Raw genomic sequence first — 25,018 nt, 5'->3', positions numbered from 1 at the left:
GTCAAACAACCGGCGCATTAAACGGTCGGCGTGCCTCCCCCAGGGAGCATTTGCGCCGGTCGAACCGTTTTCAAACCCCTTGCCGGATATTTGTCATGACCAAGCGTTTCCTCGCGGCTGCCGCTTTCGTTCTCCTGTCCAGCACCGTCAGCGCCACCGATATCGGCACCACTTTTGAGACCGCCTGCCCCTTCGGCGATTGCGCCGCTGGCATCTCGCTCTCCTATCTCGGTGAATTCGTCATCCCCACAGGCCACATGGAAAACGGCGTCGAATTCGGCGGTATTTCCGGCCTCGATTTCGATGCCGCCACCGGCCACTATATCGCCATCAGCGACGACCGTTCGGAAAGAGGCCCTGCCCGTTTCTATGAACTCGAAGTCAATCTCGACGCGTCGGGCCTCAAGGGCGTTTCGGTCGTCAAGCAGGTGACCCTGAAGGACAAGAATGGCGAGCCCTTCGCTGCCCGGACCGTCGATCCGGAATCGATCCGCCTCGGCAAGGACGGCATCTATTGGGGCAGCGAAGGCGACGGCAAGGCGCTGCTGGCACCCTTCGTCCGCGTTGCTTCGCCGGACGGTTCCTTCGTCCGCGAATTCATGCTGCCGGAGGGCTTTGCGCCGACCGCGGACAAGTCGACCGGCATCCGGGACAATCTTGCCTTCGAGGATCTTGCCATCGCGCCCTCCGGCGACGTTTTCGTCGGTGTTGAAGCGGCCCTTTACCAGGATGGTCCGAACCCCTCGCTGACGTCGGGCAGCCTGTCGCGCATCGTCCGCTATGACGGCGCCACCGGCGAGCCGAAGGCTGAGTACGTCTACCCCGTCTCGCCGATCCCGCAGGCCGCCACCAAGGCCGACGGCGGCAATGACAACGGCATGTCCGAGATTCTTGCCCTCGACGATCACCGCCTGCTCGCCGTCGAACGCAGCTATGCCCAGGGCTTCGGCAACACCATCAAGATCATGATGATGGATCTGACTGATGCCACCGATGTATCCGTCATCGCGTCCCTCGCCAAAAACGACCAGCGCGTCGTCCCCGTCCGCAAAAGCCAGGTCCTCGATTTGAGGGCGATCGGCCTCGTTCCCGACAATATCGAGGCCATGTCGCTCGGCAAGGCCAAGGACGGCACCGATGTTCTCATTCTCGGCTCCGACAATAATTTCTCGGCCGGCCAGAAGACGCAATTCTATGCCTTCAAGGTTCTCAACCGCCCGCAGCAGTAAGACGTCCGGATCTGAGGGTCGAATAGGCACGCTTTGTATACGCTTTCACGGTGCGGACCTTGAAACCACCGGGTTGATGGCCCATAACCAGAGTACAAGAAAAAGAAGAGGCGCGCGTGGGTGTGTTCGACCGTCAGAAAAGCAATCATGAACCGCGATGGCTCGGATCGTCGGCTCAGACGCGTACGCCGCTGATTCCCTCCATTTCGGCGGCGCGCTGGCTGCTGGTCCTAGTCGTCGCTGCCGGCGTCTATTTCTTCTACGGCTTCCTCGTGCCGGTGCTCGCAGCCCTCGTCATCGGCTTTGCCAGCTGGCCGCTCTACCGCAAGCTTCTTGCCCGCGTCGGCGGCAATACGACGATCGCCGCGACCATCGCCATCATCCTGATCATCACCTTCCTGGTCATCCCGATCGGGCTTGCAGTCACCTATACGACCGGCGAAGTGCGTACCTGGGTCGCCTGGGCCATCCATGCCAACCGCGCCGGTGCCCCGACGCCAAACTGGATCGTCGCGCTGCCTTGGGCCGGCGCCTATCTCGATGAAGTCTGGACAAAATATATCGGCAGTCCCGGCGCGCTCGGCGAGGTCATCCAGGCGGTCAGCGGCGCCAATATCGGCAACATATACCGTGCCGTGCTGGCGGCCGGCGGCGGCGCCTTCCATCTGCTGCTGACGCTGCTTTTCATGCTGATCGCGCTGTTCTTCGTTTATCGCGACGGCTTCTCCTTCTCCAAGCAGATCGACATGCTGGGTGAGCGCATCCTGCCCAACCGCTGGGAGCGAATTTCTCGCGTCGTGCCGGCGACGATCAGCTCCACCGTCATGGGCATGACGCTGATCGCGATCGGCGAAGGCATCGTGCTCGGCCTTGCCTACTGGATTGCCGGCGTGCCCTCGCCGGTGACGCTCGGCGTATTGACGGGCGTGATGGCGCTGATACCTGGCGGTGCGCCGCTCTCCTTCACGCTGGTCTCCATCTATCTGCTGGCGAGCGGCTCGCATGTCGCCGGCATCAGTCTCTTCGTCTGGGGGACGGTCGAGCTATTCATCGTCGACAAGACGCTGCGGCCGAAGCTCGTCGGCGGTCCGATCAAGCTGCCCTTCCTGCCGACCTTCTTCGGCCTCGTCGGCGGCGTCAAGACGATGGGTTTCCTCGGCCTCTTCATCGGCCCGGTGCTGATGGCGCTGATCGTCGCCATCTGGCGCGAATGGATCCACGAGGCCCGCAACGCCGACAAGAGCGAGACCGGACCGCAGATCATCATCGACGAACAGGCCCCGCCGCCGGTCCCCGGTTCGCCGAAAACCATGCCGCGCGTCGCCGAAGGCTGAACATGGCTTCGCAGACCGGCTACCCCAGCCGCTTTTCCATGAACAGGCTGAGCGGATCCGGCAGATAGCTGCCGAATGGCTCGATTTCCCGATATCCGTATTTGCGGTAGAGAGCGATCGCCTCGGGCTGGTAGATGCCGGTTTCAAGCCGGATCGCCGTTAGACCCTTTTCCCCGGCGATCGCTTCGAGCGCATTCATCAGGCCGCTGGCGATCCTCAGCCCCCTCGCCTCGGGGTCGACGAACATGCGCTTGATCTCCGCCGTGCCGTCCCCGGCCTCGACCAGCGCGCAGCAGCCGACGATCGCATCGCCATTGCGCGCGACCAGAAAGCTCACCGAAGGCTTTTCCAGCACCGAAAGGTCGACCAGATGGTTGCTTTCAGCCGGATAGAGCGATTGCGCATAGGCATCGGAGAGATCGAGAAGCCGGATGACGCCCTCTTGGCGTGGCGGTTCAAGAGCGATGGTGACGGACATGCTGGCTCCCTCTGCCGGCGCGTGACAAAATTTTCCCCGATATGACGAAGAGTTAATGTCCTTGCCTTCATTCGGTTGGAATTGCGCCCTCTAAGGCGATGAGGTGCTCAATAATCAAGGAAGCAGAACATGCAAGCGGTGCTGATCGCGATGACCATTCTCGGCTGCGACGATTCCATCAGCCAGTGCAATTATGTCGCGACGGTCGATAAACGCTGGGAAACCGTTGCCGCCTGCGATGCCGAAGCCGAACGACGGCTGAAGACCTATGTGAATGTCAACTATCCCTCGGTGATCGCGGTGTGCGAGGCACCGAAAGCCGTCGCCGCCGCCGAGCCGCCGAAACCGGCGCCCGTGCCTGCCGCCGCGCCCGAGGTCGCTGTCGCAGCGCCCCAACCCCCAGGAAGGATTGCCGGTTTTGCTGAAGGCATCGCCGGGCAGGTCCGCGCCCATCTGCCCTCGGGCAGAAGCGTCAAGGACACACTGACCAAACCCGTGCACTTCGTCTCCGCCAGCTATTCCTGGGTGGTGACGCGGCTGGCCGATTAGAGCGTCGCGTGTCTGAGAAGACGTACCCAACACGCCTTCTCGAAACTCAAGGCGCTTCTACAAGCCGACGCCGCGCGTCTACACTCTTCGCGGGAACTATTCAGCCCAAGCGAGAAAATTTTCAATCATTTCATTAAGACTAATTGACCCGCCAAATGCCTCAAAGGCTTGATCATTTCTGCGAGCAACAAACCAATCACGATCCGATCTTTCAACTCGGATCTCCTGAAAGTCCTTGTCTTGAAGGGCGGTTCCCGTGAGGTCAACTTTCATCGACCAGCCTGGATTGTCTATGGTGTCGATTTTGACCCCACGGTCCTCATGCCATTCGCCTACGCATTGACGCTCAAACCAGGCACAAAGCCTTGAAACGGTATCCATTAATCACCCCATCATTTCAATGATCTTTCGCACTGTCCGGATGTCACCGATTGTCGCCGATCTTGTTGGTGTATGTTGGGCCTACATGTGCCCGCCTACCACGCTACGTCGGGTCTGTTTCCGGCGTCCAACCAGATTCAATTCGCTCAATCAACAACGTATCGTTCCATACTCCGCGAATCGAGAGGTGACGCTGTTCAGCAGTTAGCTGTCCGATTCGCCATTCTTTCTCACCATCCCATAGCCACCACACACCCACCCTTTGCGTAGCCGGGTCTACAATACCAGTACGGAACGTAGGGAATTTCTTGGCATCAGACGGCAGTGCCACATTGTCAACGATTGACACAATACGTCGTCCAACCGCTGCATTTAAGGGGAAGAAGCACATAAACACTGGTTGAGTGCTTACCAAATCAGTGAAGTTATCTGGCTGAGAATCAAAGATTCTTCTAAAAACGCGCAACAACGCGCCATATTGCTTATGTTTATGCGCGTACTGTGCGTAGGCCACTCCTTTCGCGGTATTGATCTCGACGATATCGCCAATTTTCAGCTTCGCCATTGTCGTACCCTGGATCACCAATGTGTTTCAATAGATCACCTCCCGCGCCGCAGTGCTCCGGTTCTGCATGGCAGTAGCAATGCTCTACGCTTGCGCCGCCGTCATAAATTCTCGGTGAATCTCAACATACCCGGAGCAAACCCAGAGAAACTGCCAAGCAGTTCCCCGGATGGCTTCAGGCCGCCGCAAGCGCTGCGTAGACGCGGGCCGATTGTCGCTGTTCGGCGACACCAAGCTTTTCCACCATGTCGAGCAGTTCGCCAACCGCGCCGTGGGCGCCGTTAGGGTCACGGAATTTTTCGAGAAGATGGCCGCAGACATTGCCGAGCATGCTGCTCGGCGCTTTTCTGGCGGCGTCGCGCCACAGCATCGTCGCCTCGACGAAGATGACGCTGATATCTCTCGGCAGGCCGGCGGACTCATAGAGCGCGCGCACGGCATGCATGCGCCCTGTTGCCAGGATCGAACGCACGCGGCGCTCGCTGCACGCGGTCAGATCGACAATGGCGCCGGCGAAAAAATCCACCTTGCCGGCACAGAGCGCATGCATCAGGAAGGACGGCGTCAGCCGGCCGTTGAGGCGCAGATGCTGGACGAGGTCAGGTATTTCGCGCGGCGCGATATCGCCGGCGATCGAAACGATAGCAGCCTCGGTCGCCTCGCGGCTGATGCGCTGAAGCCGCTGCAGGCCGATCGCCGCCTGCGCCAGCGGCAGGCCGACCAGCGCATTGCTGACATGCTGGGTCAGCAATTGGCGGGCATCGGCGGGAAGATCGCTGCGGTCGAGAAGCAGGTTGCGAATATCGCAGCTGTCGCCGAGCCGTTCGGCGATGCGTTTCAACGATAGGCTGGAGATCACCGCGCCGTCATTCTCGAGCAGGCAGAGCAGTTCTTCCTCGTCGCCGACCTCCGCGAGGGCGGCGGAGACTGGGCGTGTCACATGCGCTCTGGCGGCGATCAGCATGCGGGTGGCGCCGTTGCCGCGCGCGGCAAGGTCGACGAGATCGGCGTCGCTCAAAAGCGGCGAGCAGGTCACCGCGTGGCAGGCGACCTCGGGCTGGTCTTCGGCAAGCGAAAGGATAAGGTTGCGCGGCGCATCGGGCGACCAGGCGATCGCCTCGGCAAGCGCAAGCCGCACGCGCGGCGACGGATCGTCGAGAAGAAAAGTCATCGCCATTTCGGCCGCCGCCCGCTCGTCCGCGGACATTTCGGACTGCAGATAGGCGCGCCCGAGGGCGTTTGCGGCCCGGGCCCGGTCACCGGTCTTGGCCGTTTCGATCCAGCGAAGGAAAGCTTCTACGATCACGCGACGCCCCAGCATTTGAACGCGATTCCCTCGCGCTCCATTCAATACTGCGACCGTAGTGGCAAAAGGTTTAAGATTGGTTCACCATGTTTCTTAAGCCTTTGGACGCTTTGCCGGTTCGGCTCAGCCTTGCCGCGTCTTCGGCCGGATCATCTCGAAAACATCGCTGCCTTCGCTGTAATCCATGTAACCCATGCGGGCCAAAGGTCGGGCGATCGACATGTCGAGGCGTCCGTCCCTGACGATCGCCTCATCGATGCGGATACCGACCACTTCGCCGAAGACGAGAACGTTTTCGGACGGTTCGCCCGACAGCGTCTTCGGTTCGATGATCTCGGTCACCCTGCATTCGAGCACCGCGAAAGCCTCGCCGACATAGGGCGCGTCGATCAGTTCGGCTTGCCTAGGTGTCAGGCCGGCGAAGTCGAATTCGCTGTCGCCGTAGGGCAGCGCCGCGGAGGAGAGGTTCATCTTCTCGGCGAGATCGCGGCTGACGAAATTGCAGGTGAAGACGCCGGTCTCGGCGGCATTGCGCTGGCTGTGCTTGCGCCCGGCCGAAGAAAACATCACCAGTTTTGGCCGGTCGGCAACGGCATTGAAGAAGGAATAGGGCGCCAGATTGATCGAACCATCCCTGCCCTTGCTGCCGATCCAGCCGATCGGGCGCGGCGACACGATCGCCTTGAACGGATCATGCGCGAGCCCGTGCCGATTGCTGTCGGTGGTGTAGAACATCAGTCGTCTCCGCCGACCCAGGTCACGGTATCGGCAAGTTCCGGCCGCGGCCGCTCGATCGCCGGAAATGTCGTCGAGCCGATATGGATGAAGCCCGCCACCTTTTCATCAGACCCGACGCCGAGCAGCGGATAGGCGCGCTCGTCATAGGCGAACCACTCCGTCAGCCAGTTGGCGACATAACCGCTGGCATTGGCGGCGAGGATGACGTTGAAGCAAAGCGCGCCTGCCGACATCATTTGCTCCCATTCCGGGATCTTGATATGCGGCCCCGCCTTGCTGACGATGGCGACCACCACCGGCGCACGGGTGAAACGGCTGCGCTCGACCTGGATCATCTCTTCGGAAAGGTCGGGCTTTGTCTGAAGCGCCAGCGTCAGAAGTTCCTCGCCGAGACGCACGCGCTGCTCTCCGCGATAGACGATGAAGCGCCAGGGCGCGATCTTGCCGTGATCGGGAACACGCGAGGCAAGACGCAGGATCTCCTCGATCTCAGCTTTCTCGGGGCCTGGTTCGCACATCTGGAAAGCGGGGATGGAGCGGCGCACGGCGAGGTAGTCGATCAGCTTGATATCGGATTTCATACGGGAGAAGCTCTCATTTTTATGCTGCTGCAAAGGGTGGGTCTTGAATTTGCCATCGCGTTGGTCTTGAAGTGACCTTTGCGATTTCAGAAGTCAATCGGTTCACGAAACAGATGTTTGGCATTTTGCCTTTTGCACGCATCGGCCTTGCCATTGCCCTGATGGTATTGATGCCCCTCGGCGCCGGCGCTCAGGATGCCTTCAAGGAATTCAAACAGCTTGAATCGACACCGAAGATGCCGAAGCTCGATGCCTTTATCGCGCCCGGCACGGTGCCCGAAGGGGTCAAGCTGCGCGACGTCCCGATGGAAGCCAAGCTGACGGCCGACGGCACGCCGGTTGAAGAGGGCCTTTCCTGGTACGTCTTCAGCCCGATCGCCGGAACCGATGGCAAGCTGCCGCTGATCGCCAGCGCCAAGGGCGGCCCCGCCGCCTTCCAGCTCGCCCCCGGCGATTATTTCGTCAACGTCTCCTTCGGCCGCGCCGGGGTCACCAAGAAACTGACCGTGCCCGCTGAAGGCGAGGTAGACAAGCAGGTGATGGTGCTCGATGCCGGCGGCCTGCTGCTCAATGCCGTCTCCGGCGCCGACGCCCGCATTCGCCCCGACCAGTTGAGCTTCTCGATCTATTCCTCGGAAGTGCGCGACGATGGCGAGCGCGGCCTCGTGGTGGCCGATGTCTCGCCGAATACCGTCGTCCGTCTCAATGCCGGCACCTATCACATCGTTTCCGAATATGGCAGCGTCAATGCCGTGATCCGCGCCGACATCCAGGTCGATGCCGGCAAACTGACCGAGGCGACGATCCAGCATCGTGCCGCGCAGATCACCTTCAAGCTGGTCTCCGATACCGGCGGCGAGGCGATCGCCGATACGGCATGGTCGATCCTGACGGCAGCCGGCGACAGTGTCGGCGAAAGCGTCAGCGCCTTCCCGACTATGGTTCTCGCCGAAGGCGGATATTCCGCCGTCGCCCGCAACAAGGACAAGATCTACCAGCGCGATTTCACCGTCGTCGCCGGCAGGAACACCGATGTCGAGGTTCTGATGAAGGACCAGCAGCCGCAGCCGCCGGTGAGCGACGCGGCCCGCACGGTACAGCAGGTGCCTGTGGGCACACCGACACCGCCGGGTGTCCAGCCGGCCCCGGTTGCGCCGCTGCCGTCCTACGAACAGCTCGTGCCGCAGGGCGGCGACGACACCAGCCTCGATTGATTTTTCCGTGAGCGGTTTCGGCTCAGCCGAGATGTTTGGAGAAGACGCGCAGATCGAGAACGCTTCAGACGCGCGTTCCATCATTGGTATCGGGAATTTTCTGAAGCATTGCAGCTCGGCGTGATCCGTTCTCTGATCATGGCGGCGGCAACATTGCGGGCTCTAGATCAGACTTCCGACAGCGCCAAAGCCTGGCGCTGTCGGATTCCGGCTATTTCACGCGGCCTTGGCTTTCTTTGCTTCGGCCTTGCGACGAATGTCGGGCGGTGTCGCTTCGAGGGCAAGGCTCTCGACGGCGGCGTCTAGCCCCATCGAAACCTGGTCCTGGCTGCCGAGGCGGCGGATGTTGACCGTGCGCTCCTCGGCCTCTTTCCTGCCGCAGACGATGATGACAGGAACCTTGGTGACCGAATGCTCGCGGATCTTGTAGTTGATCTTCTCGTTGCGGAAGTCGGTCTCGACGTTGAGGCCGGCCTCACGCAGCGCCTCGGCCACCTCAAGCCCGTAGGCATCGGCTTCCGAGGTGATCGTTGCGACCACCACCTGCAGCGGCGATACCCAGAGCGGCATATGGCCCGCGAAGTTCTCGATCAGGATGCCGAGGAAACGCTCCATCGAGCCGCAGATGGCGCGATGGATCATCACCGGCTGCGTCTTTTCCGAGTTGCTGTCGATGTAGAAGGCACCGAACCGTTCCGGCAGGTTGAAGTCGACCTGCGTCGTCCCGCACTGCCATTCGCGGCCGATCGCATCCTTGAGCGTATATTCGAACTTCGGACCGTAGAAGGCGCCCTCGCCCGGCAGGATGCCGGTCTTGATATTGTTGGACTGCTGCTGGATCGTCTCCAGCACGCCCATCATCACGCTTTCGGCGCGGTCCCAGAGCTCGTCCGAACCGACGCGCTTGTCCGGCCGGGTGGAGAGCTTGATCGTGACTTCATCGAAGCCGAAATCCTTATAGACCGAAAGGATCAGGTCGTTGATCTTCAGGCATTCGGCGGCCATCTGCTCGTCGGTGCAGAAGATATGGGCATCGTCCTGCGTGAAGCCGCGCACGCGCATCAGCCCGTGCAGCGCGCCCGACGGCTCGTAGCGGTGGACATTGCCGAATTCGGCAAGCCGGATCGGCAGCTCGCGGTAGGATTTCAGCCCGTGCTTGAAGATCTGGATATGGCCGGGGCAGTTCATCGGCTTCAGCGCGAAGACGCGGTCGTCATCGGTGTCGTCGCCGGCAACCGTTACCTTGAACATGTTGTCGCGATACCAGCCCCAGTGACCGGAGGTTTCCCAGAGCGACTTGTCGAGCACCTGCGGCGCGTTGACTTCCTGATAGTCGCCGGCAAGCCGACGGCGCATATAGGCAACCAGCGTCTGGAATACGCGCCAGCCCTTGCCGTGCCAGAAGACGACGCCCGGACCCTCTTCCTGGAAATGAAAGAGATCCATCTCGCGGCCGAGCCGGCGATGATCGCGCTTTTCGGCTTCGGCAAGCATATGCAGGTAGTTGTCGAGTTCCGACTGCTCGGCGAAGGCCGTGCCGTAGATGCGGCTCAGCATCGGATTGTTGCTGTCGCCGCGCCAATAGGCGCCGGCCACCTTCAAGAGCTTGAAGGCGCTGCCGATCTGGCCGGTCGAGGCCATGTGCGGACCGCGGCAGAGGTCGAACCAGTCGCCCTGATAATAGATCTTGAGATCCTGCCCTTCCGGGATCGCATCGACGAGTTCGACCTTGTACTGCTCGCCCTTGTCGGCGAAGACCTGTTTCGCCTTCTCGCGCGACCAGACCTGCTTGGTGAAGGCGGCGTTGCGGGCGATGATCTCCTTCATCTTCTTTTCGATCTTCGGCAGATCGTCGAGTGTGAAGGGCTCGTTCTTGGCGAAGTCGTAATAGAAGCCGTTTTCGATGACCGGGCCGATCGTCACCTGGGTGCCGGGCCAGATCTCCTGCACCGCTTCGGCCATGACATGCGCCGCGTCATGGCGGATGAGTTCCAGCGCGCGGTCGTCATTGCGGGTGATGATCTCGATCTTGCCTGTCGTCACGGCATCGGAAAGGTCGCGCACGGTGCCGTCGATCGCAACGGCGACCGCCTTCTTGGCGAGCGACTTGGAAATGGATTCGGCGACATCCCGGCCGGTTGCGCCGGCATCATAGCCGCGCACGGAACCATCGGGAAATGTCAGGGAAATAGCTTGGGACATCGAAATTCTCCTTGTCCAGTCCCGCCAACGAATGCGGGTGGTTGACATGAAAGCGCCTCCGCGGAGCTGAATGCGCAGCCGCCTGATAGCCAGATTTCCTGTCTGAGTAAAGAAAAAGCGGGGTTATATAATCATTTCAGTCAGCCCGCGCACGGTGTTCCAGTTGCGCATCGTACCGACGCCGAGTCGCTTGGTCGTCAGCGCCGAAAGCAGCTTGGATTGGCTCGGCTTGCCGGCGAAATCGATCCAGAGATCGCCGCCGACGACAGCGATGCGCTGTCCCTCCGTCATAAGCGGTTTCAGCGCCTCTACCTTCTTGGGATCGACCGGCAGACGCATCACCCGGACGATGACCTGGTCGCCATTGCCGTCCTTGAAGGGATTGGTGCTGCAAAGCGCCATCCAGGTGCAGTCGCTGCGCACGATGATATCGACATGTTTGCCGAACTTTTCTTCAAAGCCCTCTTCCAGATGGGTCTCGACTTCGTGCGGCCGCATCTCGTCCGCCTCGAAGACAAGATTGCCTGTAGAAACCAGCGTGCGCGGCTCGCGATAACCGAGCTCTTCGGCAAGTGCGCGCAAATCCTGCATGATGACGCGGCGGTCGGGCGTCAGGACAATGCTGTGCAGAAGGGCAATGAAGGTGCTCATGGCGCTCACCCTTTCTTCCGCCCGAGGGCGAGATAACGCCACGGCGTCCACCAGCGCAAGCTGTCGCCGAGCATCTCCGGCACCTGGTCGAGGCCGCTGGTGCCGCCCGGGCCGCAGCGGCCGACGCGAAACAGCGTCATCCAGCCGCCGGCCCAAAGACCGTGGCGGGCGATCGACTCGTAGCCATATTCGGAGCAGGTCGGGATATGGCGGCAGGAATTGCCGACAAAGCCGGAAAGCGTCAGCTGGTAGAGGCGGATAAGCCCCATGCCGAGCAGGCGGTCGGGCGTCTTGCGGAACGGACCGGTATAGTTGCGGGAAGTGCGTGCTGCCTTTGCGCGCGGCTTTGCTGATCCGGCGGCACCGCCGTCGTCCTCATCATCGGCCTGCCGAACGCAGAACTCGCACATGTCAGTTACGCCTCGACAACTTCCGCCCGTTTCGCCTCGATCTGCCCGATCGCATCGACGACGGCATCGAAGGTCAGCATCGTCGAGGCATGGCGGGCCTTGTAGTCCCGCACCGGCAGCAGATAGCGCATGTCTTCGAATCGTCCATGAGGCCCCGCCCCGTCCGCCTTCAACATCGCGAGCATGTCCTGGCGGGCCTGGCGCAATTCGTCCGATGTGGCGCCGACGACATGGCGGGCCATGATCGAGGACGAGGCCTGGCCGAGCGCGCAGGCCTTCACGTCATGAGCAAAACCGGTCACGGTGTCGCCATCCATCTTCAGCCAGATCCGCACCTTCGAGCCGCAGAGCTTGGAATGGGCCTGGGCGCTCGCATCGGCATCATCAAGCGTGCCGGTCAGCGGAATATTGCCGGCGAATTCGAGGATTTTGCTGTTGTAGATATCGTCCATGCTGGATTTCCGCTCCAAAATCGCTGCGGATCGGCCTCTGTGGGGGCGTTATTGTCGTCAAAACAAAAAACACACCGTGTCGTGTGAGGATACTTACATACGATGGCCGTCTTCCTATATGTATGTCGTTCGAAGGCCATGAAAATGCAATGGCCTGGTGTAAGTTTGATTGGGAAACCGTGCCGGACGGGCTAAACTTGCCCTGAAAGCCCCGGAGCCTGCCAAAGGTGCATGAATTCCCGCATGGGATTGACCAGTGGCGATTCCGATAGATGGGTCCGCGGTGCGGGCCAGGAGACCATTGTTCATGGACGCCATCGTAAAGAACTTTCCGCAGACGAACCGCGACTCGGATCGCCCCTCCCAGCAGGAGGCTGAGGAAGCCGTTCGCGTTCTGCTGCGCTGGGCCGGTGACGACCCGACGCGTGAAGGCCTGCTCGAAACGCCGGCCCGCGTCGTCAAATCGTACCGCGAGCTTTTTTCCGGTTACGACATGGCGGCGGAAGACGTGCTCGGTCGCACCTTCGAAGAAGTCGCCGGTTACGATGACATGGTTCTCGTCAAGGATATTCCGTTCTACTCGCATTGCGAACACCACATGGTTCCGATCATCGGCAAGGCCCACGTCGCCTACATGCCGGACGGGCGCGTGCTCGGCCTGTCGAAGATTGCCCGTGTCGTCGAGATCTATGGCCGCCGCCTGCAGACGCAGGAAACGATGACCGCGCAGATCGCCCGGGCCATCGACGATACGCTTAATCCGCGCGGTGTCGCGGTGTTGATCGAGGCCGAACATATGTGCATGGCGATGCGCGGCGTTCAGAAGCAGGGCTCGACCACGTTGACGACGACGTTTACGGGAACGTTCAAGACTGAGCCGGCCGATCAGGCCCGTTTCATGACCATGGTGCGGAGCCGCTGATACCGGCTCCCTCAGGAGGGCCGCGATGAGTCAACTGATCTTCAATCAACCATCCGAGGACAAGTCGGCGTTGGAAGACGCCGGCGATTTCACGCCGCGTTTCGACGACCGCGGCCTGATCACCGCGATCGTCACCGATGCCGGCGACGGTGAGCTGCTGATGGTGGCGCATATGAATGCCCAGGCGCTGGCGCTGACCATCCAGACCGGCACGGCGCACTATTTCAGCCGTTCGCGCGGCAAGCTCTGGAAGAAAGGCGAAACCTCGGGCAATCTCCAGACGGTGAAGGAAATCCGCACCGATTGCGATCAGGACGCCATCTGGCTGAAGGTCGAGGTCGCCGGCCACGACGCTACCTGTCACACCGGCCGCCGCTCCTGCTTCTACCGGACGATCACGCTTCGAGACGGAAAGCCGATGCTTGATATCGTTGACGACGAGCTTCATTTCGATCCGCAGGATGTCTACGGAAAATAGCCTGAAATTCCTGGCATTTGCTCCTTATTGCGCCAGAAACCGCATCTCTATACCATTTGGAAACTGATCGGGCACACTATCGAGAATCAAGTGTTCTGCTGGGAGGGGAGAGCGCCATGCTGAGCTGGAGTCTGCATCGTCAAAGCTCTGAAGGCGAGGGTTCCGATTCCGGCATGTCGACCACGCTCGATATGCTCCCGCCTCCTGCGCCTCAAAAGAAAATCAAGATCGCGCTGGCACTCGGCGGCGGCGCTGCCCGCGGCTGGGCCCATATCGGCGTGCTGCGCGCCCTCGACGAGGCAAAGGTCGAGATCGGCATGATTGCCGGCACCTCGATCGGCGCGCTGGTCGGCGGCTGCTATCTTGCCGGCAAGCTCGATGAACTCGAAAGCTTCGCGCGCTCGCTGACGATGCGCCGCATCGCAAGTCTCCTCGATCTCACCATCGGCGGCAGCGGCCTGTTCGGCGGCATGCGGCTGACCAAGCGTATGCAGGAACATCTCGAAGGCCTGAACGTCGAGGATCTCGACCGGCCGTTCGTCGCGGTCGCGGCCGAGGTCAATACCGGTCATGAGGTCTGGATCGCCAATGGTTCGCTGATCACGGCGCTGCGCGCCTCCTATGCCCTGCCCGGCATTTTCGAGCCGGTGCGCAGCAATCACCGCACGCTGGTCGACGGCGCACTGGTCAATCCCGTCCCCGTCTCCGTCTGCCGCGCCTACGAACAGCCGCTCGTCGTCGCCGTCAATCTCAATTACGATCTCTACGGCCGCTCGGCCGTCGTCCGGCACAATGCCAGCCTCTCGCCGCAGGAAGTGCAGAAACAGGAAGAGGCGCCCTATGCGCGCCTCGGCATGACCGGCGTCATGGTGCAGGCCTTCAACATCATCCAGGACAGGATCGCCCGGGCCCGCCTTGCCGGCGACCCGCCGGATATTTCGCTGCAGCCGCGTCTCAGCTATATCGGCCTTTCCGAATTCCACCGGGCCGGCGAGGCGATCGAACGCGGCTACGAGGAGGCCAGAGCCCGGCTCCCCGAGATCAAGCGCATGCAGGAAGTCTACGCAAGCAACCCCTGATGCACGTCGTCCAAAAGCGCGTGGCGGTTTGGGACGACGAGACTAGTCTAGCGAAGCACGCGAAAACCTCAGCCGGCGATATAGGCCTTGATTTCCTCGGCCTCACGCTCCACTTCGGCGATACGCGATTTCACCACGTCCCCGATCGAGATGATGCCGGCAAGCTTGCCGTTGCTTTCCACCGGCACGTGACGGAAACGTCGGCTGGTCATCAGTTCCATCAACTCGTTGACGGTCGTCTCCTCATGGCAGCGGTAGACCTTTGCGGTCATGACCTGAGCCAGCGGTTGGTCGAGGCCTTCCTTGCCGTGTTTGGCGATCGCATGCACGAGATCGCGCTCGGTGAACATGCCCGAAATCCGGTTCTCCATGCCGACGACGACGATGGCGCCGATCTTCTTTTTGCTGAGGATGGCGGCCGCCTCGGCGACGGTGGCGTTCGGCCCGGCGGTGACGACGTCCCTGCCCTTCAGGTCGAGGATTGCTTTGACTGAACTGGTCATTCGAACCTCCTATGTCCGTGAAACACTTGTCACAGGCATCCGCGGCGGTTTCTCCCCCCGGCACGGATATAGGTCGATGGTGCACTGCCCGGCTCAGGATTGCAACACATCCTTCTCGGTTCCGTCAGGTTCCATCACCGGCGGGCGCGGCGCCCGGTCGAACAGCGAAAACAGCAGGAAGCCGAAGACGAAGCCGCCGATATGCGCGTCCCAGGCAATCGCCTGGTCGCTGTCGCCGACGAGCGGGATGCCGACAGCGATTAACGCATTGCCGACCAGCCAGAGCAGCATGAAGATGATGACGGTGCGGCTCTTCAGCGCCTCGACGATGGAAAGCCGGGGATTGAGATGCGCTGGCAGCATCGGCCGCCGTTCGGCCGGAAAGGCGAATCGGCAGGCGGCCCCCATCAGCCCGGAGATGACGCCCGACGCACCGATCAGCAGCGACACGTCTCCCCAGTTCAGGGCCGCGTGCAGAATGGCGGATGCGACGGCGGAAAAAACCCAGAAGAGCACGAAACGCAGCGTCCCGATGCGGCGCACGACCGGCGCGCCGAAGGCCATCAGCCAGAAGGCGTTGAAGAGGATATGCTGGACGCTGCCGTGCAGCAGCGAATAGGTGACGGGCGTCCAGAACAGTTCCGGCCCCTGCTGCGACAGCGGAATTACATAGCGGGCGGGAACGAAGCCGAAGGTGAAGAACAGCCAGTTCATCGCATCGTCGGAGAGCAGGAGTTCCTGCACCGCATAGATGACACCAAGCAGGCAAAGGCTGAAGAACAGCGCCGGCGGAAGGTTGAAGACCGGTTCGCGCGGTGGCCGTGCCGGCGGCTGGACCTCGGGAGGTTCGGGCGCCTTATGCGGCTCGGCCGTCTGCTCATTCATCTGTGTTTTGCCTCGTTGAGGCCACAGCCATACAGGAGCGACTGTCAAAAAAAAAGCCGTCCGAAGGGCCGGACGGCGTACCGGGAGCTCCAGGAAAGACCTCGGCCCGGGCAGGTTGTGCTGAACTTCGAAAGTCGAAGCGATGGCAGGACAGTGTCACGACGGGCACTGCATCTCAACCGAAACCATCTCTTAACCTTAACCGCCGCGATCTGGCATGAAATCCGCAAGGTAGAGCCTGTAAGGGCAATGACTGCCCGAAAATGCTCCGGAATGGGACAGGTTGGTGTGAAATGCGTGTGCAAACGACCATCGAAATTTTTGACTACTGGAACCGTATCCGCGGCGCTGCCGATGCGCCGCTGAAATCACAGGTCGAACCCTCCGCCGTCCCCCACCTGCTCCAAAGTCTGTTCATTCTTGAGAAGCGCGAGGGCGGAGACATCGGTTTCCGGCTCGCCGGCACCCGCATCTGTGATCTCTTTGGGCGTGACCTGCGCGGCGAACGTTTTTCGTCTCTCTGGGCAAATGGTCAGCTCGCGGACATCGAACGCACGGCGATGGGCGTCATGGACCATGCCATGCCGGCCCTGTTCAACGCCACCGGCTACAGCACTGTCGGTCATCAGGCCTCCTTCGAGATTATCATGATGCCGCTGCGTTCGCCGGACGGCGCCTGCGACCGGCTGCTCGGCGCGATCGCGCCGGCAGCGGCCGCGAGCTGGCTGGAGATCGTGCCGCTCGAATTCCTGGCGCTCGACCGCAGCCGCCTGCTGCCCGAAAAATTCGACAAGGCAGCACCGACCGAACCGCGCCCCATCAACAGGATCGTCGCTGGCAAAAGCATCCATTTCGGCCAGGTCATGCGCCGCATGGTGTCGCAGCTGCTGAGCGCGGAGGCGCGCTGACAATCCCATTTCGGCACATCCGGCATACTCGTTTTCCGCTATATGGGGATCGGGCAAAACAACCTTCTGTTAATGGATTGTGGGTAAAGATCGGTCTCTGCGATTTTCATGAAGAAGCCCTTTGATGCACTCGTTCCAGCCAGCTCAGACGCAACGACCTGCGCCGCGCCCTGAACAGGGCGTTTTTCAGCGCGTGCCCATCAACATGCAGGGCCGGCTGATGCTTGCGAACTACGAGGAATTCGAATGCATGGTGATCGACATGTCGCCTGGCGATATGTACGTCACCTGCCTCGGCCGGCCGCGCGCCAACGAACGCGTTGTCGCCTATATTGACCATCTCGGCCGCGTCGAAGGCTATGTCCAGACGATCGATGGCCGCGGTTTCACCATGTCGATCAATGCCACCGACCGGAAGCGCGAGAAGCTCGCGGCCCAGCTCACCTGGCTTGCCAACAAGCACGAACTCGGCCTGCCCGAGGATCGCCGCCACGACCGTCTGACGCCACGCGACACGAAGACCGAGCTGACGCTCGAGGACGGCACGCGTTATTCCTGCCGCATCATGGACCTTTCGCTGTCGGGCGCTGCCGTCGACGTCGAGATGCGTCCTTCGATCGGAACGGCCGTGCGCCTCGGCAATATGCGTGGTCGCGTCGTGCGCCACTTCGTCGAAGGCGTGGCGATCGAATTCCTGTCGATCCAGTCCCGCGAGACGCTGCGCGAATTCCTTTAACAGCTGCTGAAATGACGCTGCCCTCCGGTGCGCACCCGGTCAGGTCGCGTTGAAAACGCCCGCCCTTCACGGCAGGAGATTTGCAAGCGGCAACGAATCTGGCTTTGGAAAGAAGCCGCGAAATCCTGTCGCAAGTCGTTCCACCCAGTCGTTAGACAACATTATGAGTGGAACAAGCTGCGACACCGATCGGCACGCAATAAGGTTGCGCAAAATTGTGCAGTGATTTTGCGTCCGGGAATGCCCTGCCCTCGCCCGTCGTCATCCATTCGTCACGGATATGACGGATAAGGCCCGCCTTAATTCGAGAGGCGCGTCCATGTCAGCTCTTTATCCCGAAATCGAACCCCATGATCATGGTCAGCTCGATACGGGCGACGGCAATCTGATCTATTGGGAGGTCTGCGGCAATCCGGCGGGCAGGCCGGCGCTGGTGCTGCATGGCGGGCCGGGCTCCGGCTGCTCGACCGCGGCGCGGAGCTATTTCGATCCCGACGCCTACCGAATCATTCTGTTCGATCAGCGCAATTGCGGCCGCAGCCTGCCGAGTGCTGCCGATCCTAAAACCGATCTCTCCGTCAATACCACCTGGCATCTCGTTGCGGATATCGAGCGGCTGCGGGCCCATCTCGGCATCGACAGCTGGCTCCTTTTCGGCAATTCCTGGGGTTCGACACTGGCGCTGGCCTATGCCGAAACCCATCCGGAGCGTGTCGCAGCGATCGTCCTGTCAGGCGTGACCACCACCCGGCGTTCGGAAATCGACTGGCTCTGTCGCGGCATGGCGCCACTCTTTCCGGAGGAATGGCACCGTTTCCGCCAGGTGATTCCCGCAGACAGCCAGGGACGAGACGAGGACATCGTCGCCGCCTATCATCGTCTTCTCAACGATCCGGATCCGGAAACGCGCTTCAAGGCGGCGCGTGACTGGCATGATTGGGAGGCGGCCTCGATTCTGCTTGCCGATCCCCAAGGCCTGCCACGCCGCTGGGCCGATCCGGCCTATATGCTCACGCGCGCCCGCATCATCACCCATTACTTCAGCAATGGCGCCTGGCTGGAGGACGGCCAGCTCTTGAAGAACGCCGCTCGGCTCATCGGCATTCCCGGTATCCTGCTGCAGGGAAGGCTCGACATCGAGGCGCCGCTCGTCACCGCCTGGGAACTGGCCCGCGCCTGGCCGCAAAGCGAGCTCACCATCCTTCCGCATGCTGCCCATTCCACCGCAAATCCCGATATGAGCGCGGCGATTGTGGCTGCCACCGATCGATTTCGCGACTTTCCTCAAAAATAAATTTTCCCGCCCGGATCGGCGATCTAAGCGATATTCTGCTTTTGAACCAGCCGAATCGGCCCATTCCGGCGGCATCGCCGGTCGGCTACGCGCTGCCGCAGATCGCCAGCACACTGCTGAGATTTACCCGGCTCAACGAAAATCCTTAACATCAGGACGGCAACGCAGCGTTTTCGCGGGCGAAAGCCTTGTTGCGTCGATTACAATTTTAATCGATTTCAAGACAAATCCGCGTCAAATTTTATGCGCATTCGAATCTGTTTTTAGTCGAGTTTTCCCGGCATTTGAATCAACTAAGCCTCTAATTCTATTACGTAATTTTGCGTGAGATAAAAACGTCTGTGCCATTGTCACCTCAACTTACGGGGAGACGGCAATGACAACTGCGAACATCCTGAAAGGCGGCATTCTGGCCGGTGCCATCATGATGGCAATGGCGGGTTCGGGACAGGCGATGCCCGCCAGCATGGCCCTGGCAGGCAATGCCAGCCCGCCGATCGGACACTACGAATTCTGCAAGGCGAATCCGACGGAATGTGTCGAAGTCGGCGGCGATGCCGGACCGGCCATTCTCACAGAGGATCGCTGGAAGGAAATTCTCAAGGTCAACTACACTGTCAATTCGACGATCCAGCCGATGACGGATGAGCAGATCTACGGGGTCGAGGAGCGCTGGGCCTATCCGCGCACCGTAGGCGACTGCGAGGATTACGCCCTGCTGAAGCGCAAGATGCTGATCGACGACGGTTTCTCGCCGTCCGACACGCTGATAACAGTCGTGCTGCAGCCGAATGGCGAAGGCCATGCCGTGCTGACTGTTCGTACCGATCATGGCGACTTCATCCTCGACAACATGCGCAACAAGGTGCTGCTGTGGTCGGACACCGAATACACCTATCTGAAGCGCCAGTCCGCCGACGATCCGGCCCGCTGGTCGAAGCTTCAGGATGGCCGCGCTGTCGCGGTCGGTAGCGTCAAGTAAGAACAGCCTGCCGGCCATTGCCGGTTGCTGCCTGCGGCCCGGTCAGTCCCCGCATCCCGTCCCCGACCGGTGCCCAAGAGCCGTTCCCGCTGTCCCGGGAACGGCTCGCCCCCTTTCGGGGCTTAGCCCACCAGCATCTTAGCGAATTATTAACCCTGCCGGTCAGATCATTGCGATGAGAATCATCATCGGCACCGGCGGCTCATGTTCTTCCTGCGGCGGACCGAAACGCGAAGAACCGCCATGAGCCATGCCGCGCACAGCGCACCCGACGAGCAGCCGCTTCTTTCCATGGGGTTTCTCCTCCGCACGATGGCGGTGATCTCAGTCATGGCGGTCCTGACTGTTGCCATCAGCATCGGCGGACGTTGGTTCGGCCGGCATATCTCGCTTGCCGGCAACACCGACAGCACGGTGGAAATCCAGCTGGCCATCGGCCGCGACACCGTGAAATTCCCCGAGAATGTCATCCGTTTCCCGAGTCAAAGGCATGAAGGCGCCGCCGAGCGCGTCGATCTCTACCTCGCCTGGCCGGAAATGCAGGGTTACGGCAAGGAAAATCACCTTCGATTCGACGATATCGCTCAATCCTCCGGACTGATCTTCCTGCAGATCACCCAGAGCACCATGTCGCGCGACATGTCCGGGCGGCTGGAGCCGATCTATTCGCATCTGCTCGAAGGACCTGCGGAGCCCTTCCGCGACGGGCTGACGCTGCACCGTCTTCGCGCCGATGCGGGTTACGGCGACGAGGTGCTGCTGACGGCGCCCGTCAAGGGCGGGCCGGATTACGTCGTGCGCTGCATATTGCCGTCAGCCCCGGATAAGGCAGCGGGCGGAGATTGTCAGCGCGATATCAAAGTCGGTCGAGATCTCAGCGTTCTCTACCGCTTCTCAAGCAGCCATCTCGACGACTGGGAACATATTGATGCCGCTATCCGCACCTTTGTAGACGCGCGTCTTGTGAACCGTTCTGCGACAAGTCCCTAAAATGCTCTCCGGACAGCGAAATAAAGGATTCATCATAAACGGATTGGTAACGCCCAACCGGTAATTTTAGAAGACGAGCTGTGCGGCGGGAGGTGTGCGGTTCCTGCCAAAAACTGAAGTGCCAAATATCTGAAATGCAAGCGAAGAGTGGAATAGTGTCAAGGTCAGTCTCCTCCGTATCATCGTCCCGATCCGGCAGTTTTTTCGCAAGGCTGCTGGCGGTCCTTTCGGTGGCCATCACGATCGTTGTGGTCGATTCGGTGAATGCCGACGCGGAAGCAGCAAATCCGAAATATGCAGGCATCGTCGTCGACGCCAAGACCGGCAACGTTCTCTACAGTGAGAACGCCGACCGGCTGCAATACCCCGCCTCCCTGACCAAGATGATGACCCTCTACATGACCTTCGAGGCATTGGAGCAGGGTCGCATCCGTCTCGATACGCCGGTTCCCTTCTCCGCCCATGCGTCAGCCCAGGCGCCGACCAAGCTCGGCGTCCGCGCCGGCGGTACGATCACCGTCGAGCAGGGCATTCTCGGTCTCGTCACCCTGTCGGCCAATGATGCGGCAACGGCGCTCGGCGAGATGCTGGGCGGCGGCAGCGAGGATCGCTTCGCCCAATTGATGACCGCCAAGGCGCATGCGCTCGGCATGACGCGCACCACCTATCGCAATGCCAACGGCCTGCCGAATACGGCGCAGATGACGACAGCGCGCGACCAGGCCCGCCTCGGCATCGCCCTTCGCCAGCATTTCCCGCAATATTACGGCTATTTCTCTACCCGTGCCTTCAAGTTCGGCAGCCGGACGATCCGCAGCCACAACCGCCTGGTCGGTTCAGTGCGCGGCGTCGACGGCATCAAGACCGGTTACACGCGGGCTGCCGGTTTCAATCTGGTAAGCTCGGTGCAGGTCGATGGCAAAACGATCGTCGGCGTCGTGATGGGTGGCGCCTCGACGCCTGCCCGCGATGCCCAGATGCGCAATCTGATCGCCACCTATCTGCCGAAGGCATCGAGCCGTGGCGGATCGTCGGCGCTGATCGCCCAGGCAGCCCCTGCCCCGGCGATGATCGTGACGCCAGCTCCGGTCCAGCCCAAGAAGGCTCAGCAAATGGCGAAGACCATCACCGCAGCCCAGCCGCCGGTTTCGGCAGCCGCTGCCGATCTCAGCCTGCCGCACAAAGGCCCGCTGCCGGATGCGCGCTATCAGGTCGCCGAGACCGAGGTCGCCTATGCCGAGACCGCTGCGCCGAATTCCGACAATCCGCTGGTAGCCCAGCCGATGCCGGCGCCGACCAAGGTCAAGACCATGACCTTCAAGCAGCAGGCAGCGGTCGCCGCACCAAAGCCGACGCCCGCATCTATGCCGACGGAACAGGGCGAGACGTCGGTCGATAACCTCACCACTGCGTCGACCACTCCCTCCCCGACTCGTGCTGCTTCAACCAGCAACGGTCCGACCGGCTGGGTGGTGCAAGTCGGCGTCTCGCCGAGCCGGCAGATGGCCATGGACCTCCTGGAGGGCGCCAAGAGCAAGGGCGGCAAGGCATTGGCCTCGGCAAAACCTTTCGCGGTCGCCTACGCCGCTGGTGGTGACCAGCTTTACCGCGCCCGCTTCGGCGGCTTCGACGATCAGCGCGATGCCGTCAACGCCTGCAAGGCCTTGAAGAAGGCCGGCATCAAGTGCTGGGCGGCTGCCCAATGAGCTATTCGATGCTGCCTGCAAGATGGCCGGCGGCATCGGTGACGGCCGGAATCGGTGTTTGCGTTTCCGGCCACCGTTCTTGAACTCGATCAGTATTGCGTACGGGGAAAACAATGGCGATCAATGAGAATGTTCCGGGAATGCCTTCAGACCGTCGCATGGCGGCCAAGGGGCGCTCATCTCTGCATCCGCTGCACGAGGCGGCTTTGCGCCTCGCCGAGATCGGCCTGCAACGGCCGAAGGCGAAGTCTCCGAAGACCCGGGATCTCATCAATCTGCTGCTGTGCCATGGTGCACGCGCCTGGCGCTATTCCCAGCCTGAAGCCCGCATCCATCTGCATGTGACCTCGCCGGACGGCAGCGCGCCGGTGCAGTTGCGCCTGCGCTGAACTGCACAGGACCGCGCGCCCGAAAGGCCGCGCGGAGGACGTTCAATCCACGCATGAACCTTTCCGGAAATCGGCTCCGATTTTCGGGGATTAGAGCAGACCAAGGTCCGTAAGCTCGCGGCGGAGATCCGCGGGCATTTCGGCAATGCCGGCGCCGAGGCTTGTCAGGTCGCGCGGCACGTCGTCCTCAGTGTAATAACGCCAGCCCTGGAAGGGACGTTTCGGCTGTACGGCCGTCTCTATGACCTCCGGGCCGAGCATCAGGCGGCAGCGCGAAATCCCCTCGCCGTCGGTGAAGGTCTCGATGTCGAGCAGCTTCTGCCGGGCCTGCACCTGCCCCTTGATCACCCAGTAGAGCGAGCCGCCGTCAAGCAGTTCCTCCATACGCTTCGGCGCCATGCGCGTCGTATGCACCGAATGCGGCTCGAGCCCGGCGGCGATGGCGCGCAACGAGCGTTCCGCCACCCATTCGCGCAGGTCGTCTATCGAGTCGGCGCCGACACAGAGTTTGATGAGATGCAATGCCATGCTGCCGTTGAAATCCTTTTGGCAGCGAGCGTCAAGCACCAAGCATCCGGCATCCACAAACTCAGCATTCGACGACGTTGACGGCGAGTCCCCCGGTCGAGGTTTCCTTGTATTTCTCGCTCATATCATGCCCGGTCTGGCGCATGGTCTCGATACAGGCATCGAGCGGCACGAAATGCTGGCCGTCGCCCTTGATGGCGAGCGAGGCCGCCGTGACGGCCTTGACGGCGCCGAGCGCATTGCGCTCGATGCAGGGAACCTGCACGAGGCCCGCGATCGGATCGCAGGTCATGCCGAGATGATGTTCGAGTGCGATTTCGGCGGCGTTCTCGATCTGCTCCGGCGTCCCGCCCATGACCGCGGCAAGGCCCGCGGCAGCCATCGCCGCCGCCGACCCCACTTCGCCCTGACAGCCGACCTCGGCGCCCGAGATCGAGGCATTGTGCTTGATGATGCCGCCGATGGCGGCGGCCGTCAGCAGATAGTCGCGGATGCCGTTCTGGTCCCAGTCCTCGTGGAAATGCTCGTAATAGCGGATCGTCGCCGGAATGACGCCGGCCGCCCCGTTGGTCGGCGCCGTGACGACGCGCCCGCCGGCCGCATTCTCTTCGTTGACGGCCATCGCATAGACGCTCAGCCAGTCGTTGGCGAGCAGCGGGTTGATGCGGTTGCTGCGCCATTCCTCTTCCAGCTTGTCGTGAATCCTGCGCGCGCGCCGCTTGACGTTGAGGCCTCCCGGCATGATGCCCTCGACCTTGAGGCCGCGCTCGATGCAGGAGCGCATCGCCTCCCAGATGCGGTCAAGCCCCTGGTCGAGTGCCTCTTGGCTGCGCTGGCTCTCCTCGTTCGCCCGTTTCATCTGGGCGATCGACAACCCCGAGCGCTCCGCCATCTCGAGCATCTGCTTGGCGGTGGAGAAGGGATAGGGCACACGCGTGCCGCCGGGCGCGTTCTTCTTCGCCCGCATCTGCTCCAGCTCGGTGTCGGTGACGACGAAGCCGCCGCCGACCGAATAATAGATGCGCTTGACGAGCAGCCGGCCGTCCCTGTCATAGGCGGAAAAGACCATGCCGTTGGCATGGCCGGGCAGCGGCTGTTTCTTGTCGAAGATCAGGTCGATTTTCGGCTGGAATTGATAGGCGGGATGGCCCTCCGGCGTGATGCGGCCGGTGCGCTCCACCGTGTCGACGATGCCGTCCATCTTGTCGGGATCGACGCTGTCGGGCGCCTCGCCCATCAGCCCGAGAATGACAGCCCTGCCCGTGCCGTGGCCGATACCGGTATGGGCGAGTGAGCCGTGCAGGCTGACCTTGATGGCTGTGACCTGCGCGCCAGATGACGGCCGCGGCCATTCGTTCGAGAGGATCAGCTCGAGAAACCGGTTGGCCGCCGACATCGGACCCATCGTGTGTGAGCTCGACGGCCCGACACCAATCTTGAAGACATCGAATACCGAGAGAAACATGGGTGCGCCTTCTGAATACGAGGATGCAAGCTTAAGCGAGGTCGGTTTCGAATCCGTGCAGCA

The 25,018-nt window shown here is 61.4% G+C and carries 28 protein-coding genes; 14 read left to right on the top strand and 14 right to left on the bottom strand.

Annotation, left to right across the window (positions count from 1 at the left end; translation table 11 throughout):
• The first annotated feature begins 95 nt into the window (after window positions 1–95).
• On the top strand, window positions 96–1,229 hold the full coding sequence (locus FFM53_RS01005) for an esterase-like activity of phytase family protein (RefSeq protein ID WP_138389133.1): 1,134 nt from the start codon (window positions 96–98) through the stop codon (window positions 1,227–1,229).
• A gap of 116 nt (window positions 1,230–1,345) precedes the next feature.
• Window positions 1,346–2,563 carry an AI-2E family transporter gene (locus tag FFM53_RS01000; protein WP_017960548.1) on the top strand — a complete coding sequence of 406 codons (1,218 nt, stop codon included), beginning with the start codon at window positions 1,346–1,348 and terminating at the stop codon, window positions 2,561–2,563.
• A gap of 19 nt (window positions 2,564–2,582) precedes the next feature.
• On the opposite strand, the gene FFM53_RS00995 is transcribed toward FFM53_RS01000, so the two are convergent.
• The gene (locus FFM53_RS00995; protein ID WP_130787059.1) at window positions 2,583–3,041 is read right to left on the bottom strand and encodes a GNAT family N-acetyltransferase; all 459 of its coding nucleotides are present in this window, start codon (window positions 3,039–3,041) and stop codon (window positions 2,583–2,585) included.
• Between the two features lie 129 nt (window positions 3,042–3,170).
• Between FFM53_RS00995 and FFM53_RS00990 the strand changes: the two genes are divergently transcribed.
• Window positions 3,171–3,590: a hypothetical protein gene (locus FFM53_RS00990; protein WP_138329382.1), complete on the top strand. Its 420-nt coding sequence runs from the start codon at window positions 3,171–3,173 to the stop codon at window positions 3,588–3,590.
• A 96-nt stretch (window positions 3,591–3,686) separates the two neighbouring features.
• Here FFM53_RS00990 and FFM53_RS00985 read toward each other — a convergent pair whose 3' ends face one another.
• From FFM53_RS00985 to FFM53_RS00965, 5 genes are all read right to left on the bottom strand, one after another.
• Window positions 3,687–3,971 carry an immunity 53 family protein gene (locus tag FFM53_RS00985; protein WP_138329381.1) on the bottom strand — a complete coding sequence of 95 codons (285 nt, stop codon included), beginning with the start codon at window positions 3,969–3,971 and terminating at the stop codon, window positions 3,687–3,689.
• Window positions 3,972–4,074: 103 nt separating this feature from the next.
• The gene (locus FFM53_RS00980) at window positions 4,075–4,536 is read right to left on the bottom strand and encodes a hypothetical protein (RefSeq protein ID WP_138329380.1); all 462 of its coding nucleotides are present in this window, start codon (window positions 4,534–4,536) and stop codon (window positions 4,075–4,077) included.
• Between the two features lie 175 nt (window positions 4,537–4,711).
• Window positions 4,712–5,857 (bottom strand): DUF2336 domain-containing protein, encoded by a 1,146-nt coding sequence (locus FFM53_RS00975; protein WP_138329379.1) that lies wholly within the window; start codon window positions 5,855–5,857, stop codon window positions 4,712–4,714.
• A gap of 108 nt (window positions 5,858–5,965) precedes the next feature.
• Window positions 5,966–6,577 carry a flavin reductase family protein gene (locus FFM53_RS00970; RefSeq protein WP_138329378.1) on the bottom strand — a complete coding sequence of 204 codons (612 nt, stop codon included), beginning with the start codon at window positions 6,575–6,577 and terminating at the stop codon, window positions 5,966–5,968.
• A complete protein-coding gene (locus FFM53_RS00965) occupies window positions 6,577–7,161 on the bottom strand; it encodes a nitroreductase family protein (RefSeq protein WP_138329377.1) in 585 nt (194 codons plus the stop codon). Before FFM53_RS00965 ends, FFM53_RS00970 begins: the two co-directional genes overlap by 1 nt.
• 113 nt (window positions 7,162–7,274) lie before the next feature.
• On the opposite strand from FFM53_RS00965, the gene FFM53_RS00960 reads away from it, so the two are divergent.
• Window positions 7,275–8,375, top strand: coding sequence for a hypothetical protein (locus FFM53_RS00960; protein ID WP_138329376.1), 1,101 nt, complete (start codon window positions 7,275–7,277; stop codon window positions 8,373–8,375).
• A gap of 216 nt (window positions 8,376–8,591) precedes the next feature.
• Here FFM53_RS00960 and thrS read toward each other — a convergent pair whose 3' ends face one another.
• From thrS to FFM53_RS00940, 4 genes are all read right to left on the bottom strand, one after another.
• Window positions 8,592–10,577 carry a threonine--tRNA ligase gene (gene thrS / locus FFM53_RS00955; protein WP_138329375.1) on the bottom strand — a complete coding sequence of 662 codons (1,986 nt, stop codon included), beginning with the start codon at window positions 10,575–10,577 and terminating at the stop codon, window positions 8,592–8,594.
• Window positions 10,578–10,700: 123 nt separating this feature from the next.
• Window positions 10,701–11,228 (bottom strand): DUF1697 domain-containing protein, encoded by a 528-nt coding sequence (locus FFM53_RS00950; RefSeq protein ID WP_062944392.1) that lies wholly within the window; start codon window positions 11,226–11,228, stop codon window positions 10,701–10,703.
• Between the two features lie 5 nt (window positions 11,229–11,233).
• Window positions 11,234–11,638, bottom strand: coding sequence for a membrane protein insertion efficiency factor YidD (gene yidD / locus FFM53_RS00945; RefSeq protein WP_138329374.1), 405 nt, complete (start codon window positions 11,636–11,638; stop codon window positions 11,234–11,236).
• A gap of 5 nt (window positions 11,639–11,643) precedes the next feature.
• Window positions 11,644–12,090, bottom strand: coding sequence for an iron-sulfur cluster assembly scaffold protein (locus FFM53_RS00940; RefSeq protein WP_017960560.1), 447 nt, complete (start codon window positions 12,088–12,090; stop codon window positions 11,644–11,646).
• A 307-nt stretch (window positions 12,091–12,397) separates the two neighbouring features.
• Here FFM53_RS00940 and folE point away from each other — a divergent pair, with 307 nt between their 5' ends.
• The 3 genes from folE to FFM53_RS00925 all read left to right on the top strand — a co-directional run bounded on the left by folE (window position 12,398) and on the right by FFM53_RS00925 (window position 14,569).
• Window positions 12,398–13,012, top strand: coding sequence for a GTP cyclohydrolase I FolE (folE, locus tag FFM53_RS00935; protein WP_017960561.1), 615 nt, complete (start codon window positions 12,398–12,400; stop codon window positions 13,010–13,012).
• Window positions 13,013–13,037: 25 nt separating this feature from the next.
• Window positions 13,038–13,490 (top strand): phosphoribosyl-AMP cyclohydrolase, encoded by a 453-nt coding sequence (gene hisI / locus FFM53_RS00930; RefSeq protein WP_017964406.1) that lies wholly within the window; start codon window positions 13,038–13,040, stop codon window positions 13,488–13,490.
• Between the two features lie 116 nt (window positions 13,491–13,606).
• Window positions 13,607–14,569, top strand: a complete 963-nt coding sequence (locus FFM53_RS00925; RefSeq protein WP_062944308.1) for a patatin-like phospholipase family protein — start codon at window positions 13,607–13,609, stop codon at window positions 14,567–14,569.
• A gap of 68 nt (window positions 14,570–14,637) precedes the next feature.
• Here the strand turns inward: FFM53_RS00925 and FFM53_RS00920 are convergent, their stop codons facing one another.
• Window positions 14,638–15,072: a CBS domain-containing protein gene (locus tag FFM53_RS00920; protein WP_025394659.1), complete on the bottom strand. Its 435-nt coding sequence runs from the start codon at window positions 15,070–15,072 to the stop codon at window positions 14,638–14,640.
• A 93-nt stretch (window positions 15,073–15,165) separates the two neighbouring features.
• Window positions 15,166–15,957 (bottom strand): rhomboid family intramembrane serine protease, encoded by a 792-nt coding sequence (locus FFM53_RS00915; protein ID WP_138329373.1) that lies wholly within the window; start codon window positions 15,955–15,957, stop codon window positions 15,166–15,168.
• 263 nt (window positions 15,958–16,220) lie between these two features.
• On the opposite strand from FFM53_RS00915, the gene FFM53_RS00910 reads away from it, so the two are divergent.
• The 7 genes from FFM53_RS00910 (at window position 16,221) to FFM53_RS00880 (ending at window position 22,962) form a co-directional block, all read left to right on the top strand.
• The gene (locus FFM53_RS00910) at window positions 16,221–16,865 is read left to right on the top strand and encodes a PAS domain-containing protein (RefSeq protein WP_138329372.1); all 645 of its coding nucleotides are present in this window, start codon (window positions 16,221–16,223) and stop codon (window positions 16,863–16,865) included.
• A gap of 124 nt (window positions 16,866–16,989) precedes the next feature.
• Window positions 16,990–17,601 carry a PilZ domain-containing protein gene (locus FFM53_RS00905; protein ID WP_003539887.1) on the top strand — a complete coding sequence of 204 codons (612 nt, stop codon included), beginning with the start codon at window positions 16,990–16,992 and terminating at the stop codon, window positions 17,599–17,601.
• 319 nt (window positions 17,602–17,920) lie between these two features.
• On the top strand, window positions 17,921–18,895 hold the full coding sequence (pip, locus tag FFM53_RS00900; RefSeq protein ID WP_138389132.1) for a prolyl aminopeptidase: 975 nt from the start codon (window positions 17,921–17,923) through the stop codon (window positions 18,893–18,895).
• A gap of 376 nt (window positions 18,896–19,271) precedes the next feature.
• Window positions 19,272–19,877, top strand: a complete 606-nt coding sequence (locus FFM53_RS00895) for a transglutaminase-like cysteine peptidase (protein ID WP_138389131.1) — start codon at window positions 19,272–19,274, stop codon at window positions 19,875–19,877.
• 204 nt (window positions 19,878–20,081) lie between these two features.
• On the top strand, window positions 20,082–20,867 hold the full coding sequence (locus tag FFM53_RS00890; RefSeq protein ID WP_138389130.1) for a hypothetical protein: 786 nt from the start codon (window positions 20,082–20,084) through the stop codon (window positions 20,865–20,867).
• 134 nt (window positions 20,868–21,001) lie between these two features.
• Window positions 21,002–22,573 (top strand): serine hydrolase, encoded by a 1,572-nt coding sequence (locus tag FFM53_RS00885; RefSeq protein WP_138389129.1) that lies wholly within the window; start codon window positions 21,002–21,004, stop codon window positions 22,571–22,573.
• 113 nt (window positions 22,574–22,686) lie between these two features.
• Complete coding sequence (locus FFM53_RS00880; RefSeq protein ID WP_003539905.1) at window positions 22,687–22,962, top strand: hypothetical protein; 276 nt, start codon at window positions 22,687–22,689, stop codon at window positions 22,960–22,962.
• Window positions 22,963–23,052: 90 nt separating this feature from the next.
• Here the strand turns inward: FFM53_RS00880 and FFM53_RS00875 are convergent, their stop codons facing one another.
• Window positions 23,053–23,490, bottom strand: coding sequence for a DUF1489 family protein (locus FFM53_RS00875; RefSeq protein WP_003559632.1), 438 nt, complete (start codon window positions 23,488–23,490; stop codon window positions 23,053–23,055).
• A 61-nt stretch (window positions 23,491–23,551) separates the two neighbouring features.
• A complete protein-coding gene (locus FFM53_RS00870; protein WP_138389128.1) occupies window positions 23,552–24,955 on the bottom strand; it encodes an L-serine ammonia-lyase in 1,404 nt (467 codons plus the stop codon).
• Window positions 24,956–25,018 lie beyond the last annotated feature (63 nt).

Origin of the sequence: Rhizobium indicum (genome assembly GCF_005862305.2) — a bacterium.
In the GTDB taxonomy this organism is placed as follows: Bacteria; Pseudomonadota; Alphaproteobacteria; order Rhizobiales; family Rhizobiaceae; genus Rhizobium; species Rhizobium indicum.
This window is presented reverse-complemented; position numbering and strand designations above follow the sequence as displayed.